General features: G+C 66.2%; 4 protein-coding genes. 3 read left to right on the top strand and 1 reads right to left on the bottom strand.

Translation table 11 applies throughout. The annotated features are described in order from the left end of the window. On the bottom strand, positions 1-858 hold an 858-nt coding region (locus VK519_RS00350; RefSeq protein ID WP_324346562.1), incomplete at its 3' end, for an aminotransferase class I/II-fold pyridoxal phosphate-dependent enzyme. Between the two features lie 91 nt (positions 859-949). Between VK519_RS00350 and rsgA the strand changes: the two genes are divergently transcribed. From rsgA to VK519_RS00335, 3 genes are all read left to right on the top strand, one after another. Further along, positions 950-1990, top strand: coding sequence for a ribosome small subunit-dependent GTPase A (gene rsgA, locus VK519_RS00345; RefSeq protein WP_324346560.1), 1041 nt, complete (start codon positions 950-952; stop codon positions 1988-1990). An 11-nt stretch (positions 1991-2001) separates the two neighbouring features. Then, positions 2002-3279 carry a peptidase MATCAP family protein gene (locus VK519_RS00340; protein WP_324346558.1) on the top strand — a complete coding sequence of 426 codons (1278 nt, stop codon included), beginning with the start codon at positions 2002-2004 and terminating at the stop codon, positions 3277-3279. Positions 3280-3367: 88 nt separating this feature from the next. Next, positions 3368-3879 (top strand): NAD(P)-dependent malic enzyme (locus VK519_RS00335; RefSeq protein ID WP_524538964.1); only part of this gene is annotated, 512 nt, incomplete at its 3' end.

The raw sequence follows: 3879 nt of genomic DNA, 5'->3' as shown, positions 1-3879 counted from the left end.
CACGGCCCATTGCGCGGTGACATTGGCGCAAAGACGCAGCGCCGCCAACAATTGCAGCGCGTCGCGGTAATCCGCGGTGAGGCGCGGATGGCCCGACAGGCTCATCCAGCCCACCCGGTACCCGCAGGCGCGATGCACCTTCGACAGGCCGCCGAAGCTCACGCAAGGGTGGTCGGCGGCAAGCCTGGCCAGCGGCTGGAAGGGGGTGTCGTCGTAGAGGATCTCGTCGTAGATCTCGTCGCACAGCAACAGCAGGCCATGTCGCCGCGCTACCGCCACGATGGCCTGGAGCAGCACTTCTGGGTACACGGCGCCCGTCGGATTGTTCGGGTTGATCAGCACGATGGCACGCGTGTGCGGCGTTACCAGGGCTTCGATTTCCTCGGGATCGGGGAGGTGCCCGTTTTCGGCGGGGCAGCGGTAGTAGCGGGGCTTGCCGTCGTTGAGGATGGTGGCCGCGCTCCACAGCGGGTAATCCGGGCTGGGCAGCAGCACTTCGTCGCCCGGCTGGAGCAGCGCGCGCAAGGCCAGGTCGATGAGTTCGCTCACGCCATTGCCGATGAAGATCCGCTCGACGTCCACGCCTTCCGCGCCGTGGGCGCGCTGCTGGGCCAGGACGGCTTCACGGGCCTCTTCCAGGCCTTGTTCGTGCCCATAGGGTTCGCTATCGGCCAGGTGGTCGGCGATGGCCTGGCGCAGGTGGTCGGGCGTGCGGAAACCGTAGCGGCCCGGGTTGCCGATATTGAGCTTGATGATGGGGTGGCCCGCGGCTTCCATCTCGCGCGCCCGGCGGGTCAGGGCACCGCGGATCTCGTAGCGGACGTCGGCCAGGTGGGCGCTGGGTTGGATCGATGCCATCGTTATTCACGTACCGGGGATTCGTCTTGCATTGCACTGTATCAGCGTCGATGGCCTGCCGCGAGGCAATCCAATGGCATAATCAGGGCCTATGACGGACCCCGTGGACATCGAACGGCTGCGCCGGATCGGCTGGCGCGGCGACGCTGATGCGGGTCCGGGCCGGCTTGCGCGGGTGGTGGCGCAGCATCGGGCAGGCTACGAGCTGCACGATGGCGACCTGCTTTTCAACGCCCAGCCAGCCGGCACGTTCTTAAAGCGCGGCCTGGATCCCTCGCTGCGCCCCGCCGTGGGCGACTTCGTGCTTCTTTCCGGAGACACCCATCCGGTGATCGAAACGGTGTTGCCGCGGCGCACCCTGCTGGTGCGTGCCGCCGCCGGCGAGCGCTACGAGCGCCAGGTGATCGCCGCCAACATCGACTACGTGCTGGTGCTGATGGGTCTGGACGGTGACTTCAACCCCACCCGCATCGAGCGCTACCTGTCGCTGGTGGAGGGTTCCGGTGCGCAACCGGTCGTACTTCTGTCAAAAGCCGACAGCGCGCCGGATCCGCAAGCGTCGGTTGCAGCCGTGCAAGCGCGCCTGGGCCATGCCACGCCGGTGATTGCGCTCAACAGCAAGGATGCAGCCTCCGTGGCGCCGGTGCTGGCTTTCCTGCAACCGGGCGATAGCGCCGTGCTGGTGGGTTCCTCCGGCGCGGGTAAATCCACCATTACCAACACGCTGCTGGGCGAGGAGCGCATGGCCACCGGCGCGGTGCGCGCACACGACAGCCGCGGCCGGCACACCACCACCCACCGCGCGCTGTTGCAGCTGCCTTCCGGCGGCTGCCTGATCGACACCCCAGGCATGCGCGAGCTCAAGCTCACGGGTGAGGAAAACCTCGATCTCTTCGCCGATATCGAGGCCCTGGCGGCCGAGTGCCGCTTTGCCGATTGCGGACACACCAACGAGCCCGGATGCGCGGTGCAGGCCGCGCTTGCCGCGGGCGAACTCTCCCTGCAGCGCTGGCGCAGCTTCCTGAAACTGCACGAAGAACGCGAGCAGCAAGCCGCCACGCTCGAGGCGCGCCTGCGACGTAGTCCACGGATTCCGGGGAAACATTCGTCGCGACGCGACCGGGACAGGTAAGATCGGCGGTCATGGACGTTCCCGCCATGGTTTCCTCGCCGGAACTCGAACGCTTCGCCATGCTCGACCGGCGTCTGCTCGAGGCCGTTCGCACCATCCGCATCCTGCCCACGGTCGGTTGGCCGGCCTCGCTGGAAGAGCGGATGATCACCGCCTACCGCGTCGGCAGGTTCTCGCTGCCGGACATCGAATACCTGCGGCCGGACCTCTCGGCTGCGCGCGGCGAGCTTGAGCGCATCGAACTGGAAGCCGGCGAAGACCACCCCATTGCCGAGTACCTGCGCCGTACCGCGCAATCCTGGCGCGTGGCGGCCACCATGCTCGAGGCCGTGGGCACCGAAGCGGTTACCGCGCCTTCGATCCAGCTTTATGGCCGCCCTGGTGACGGCATTCCCGGTAGCCGCAAGCGCAGCAACCTGGATGCTGCGAAATACTTCGTGGAGCTGGCCGACGAACTGGGTGCGGACCTGGACACCGAGGACGCCGAGGGACATATCGCCGCGGAGGACCTGCGCCAGGACATGGCCACGCAACTGGATACGTTCTTCGGCGCCGAGCGCATTGCCGTGGTGGTCGACCCTGAACTCACCGCCAAGGCCGCCGCCGGCGCCACCCGCATCCGCCTGCGCGGCGGCGCCAGTTTCACCGAATACGACCGCCACCAGCTGATGGCCCACGAGGCATTCGTGCATTCGCTCACCGCCTTGAACGGCCGCGAGCAGCCGGTGCTGGCCTCGCTGGCGCGCACCTCGCCGCGCGTTACCGCTACACAGGAAGGACTGGCGGTTTTCGCCGAGCTCATGTCCGGCGCCATCGACATCTCGCGCCTGAAGCGGATCAGCCTGCGCATCCTTGCCATCGACATGGCGTTGAACGGTGCGGACTTCGTCGAGGTCTACCAGTACTTCCGCAGCTGCGGCCAGAACGTGCCCGACAGTTTCCATTCGGCGCAGCGCGTGTTCCGCGGCGTGCCGCTGACCGGGGGTTCGGCGTTCGCCAAGGACAACGTGTACCTGTCTGGTTTGCTGGCGGTGCATACCTTCTTCCGCTGGTCGCTGCGCCAGCGGCGGCTGGACCACCTGCGGCATCTCTTCGCCGGCAAGCTCGCCCTGCACGATGTGATCAGCCTGGAGCCGTTCTTCGCCAGTGGCGCCATCGCCCCGCCGCGCTACCTGCCACCGTGGATGCAGCACGTGCATGGCCTGGCAGGGAAACTCGCATTCTCGTTGTTCGTCAACCACATCCACATGGATGGCGTACAGGCTGAGGAAATTTCGCTGGGTCTCTAGGCAGCGCCCACACCCGGCCATCATCTACAATATCCGCCTTGCGATCGACGATTTCCGCATCGCAGACATCCAGGGCCACGGACATTCCATGAGCATTTCCGACGAACTCCGCCAGGCGGCACTCGAGTACCACCGCCTGCCGCGGCCGGGCAAGATCAAGGTCACGCCCACCACTTCGCTGCTTACCCAGCGTGATCTTTCCCTGGCGTATTCGCCCGGTGTAGCGGCGGCATGCGATGCGATCGTGGCCGATCCCACCCAGGCAGCGGAGATGACGGCGCGGGCGAACCTGGTGGCGGTGATCACCAACGGCACCGCGGTGCTGGGCCTGGGCAACATCGGTGCGCTGGCCGCGAAGCCGGTGATGGAAGGCAAGGCTGTGCTGTTCCAGAAATTCGCCGGCATTGATGTATTCGACATCGAGATCGACGAGCAAGACCCGGACAAGCTGGTGGATATCATCGCCAGCCTCGAGCCCACCTTCGGCGGTATCAACCTCGAAGACATCAAGGCGCCGGAATGCTTCATTGTCGAGCGCAAGCTTCGTGAGCGGATGAAGATCCCCGTGTTCCACGACGACCAGCACGGCACGGCGATCAT

Source organism: Pinirhizobacter sp., from assembly GCF_035317885.1.
GTDB lineage: Bacteria > Pseudomonadota > Gammaproteobacteria > Xanthomonadales > Rhodanobacteraceae > Pinirhizobacter.
The sequence above is the reverse complement of the archived record's forward strand: the minus strand, read 5'-3'. Positions and strand labels throughout refer to the sequence as shown.

Coding starts and splice junctions, on each gene's coding strand:
- rsgA (WP_324346560.1), top strand. CDS start 950: ATGACGGACCCCGTGGACATCGAACGGCTGCGCCGGATCGGCTGGCGC.
- VK519_RS00340 (WP_324346558.1), top strand. CDS start 2,002: ATGGACGTTCCCGCCATGGTTTCCTCGCCGGAACTCGAACGCTTCGCC.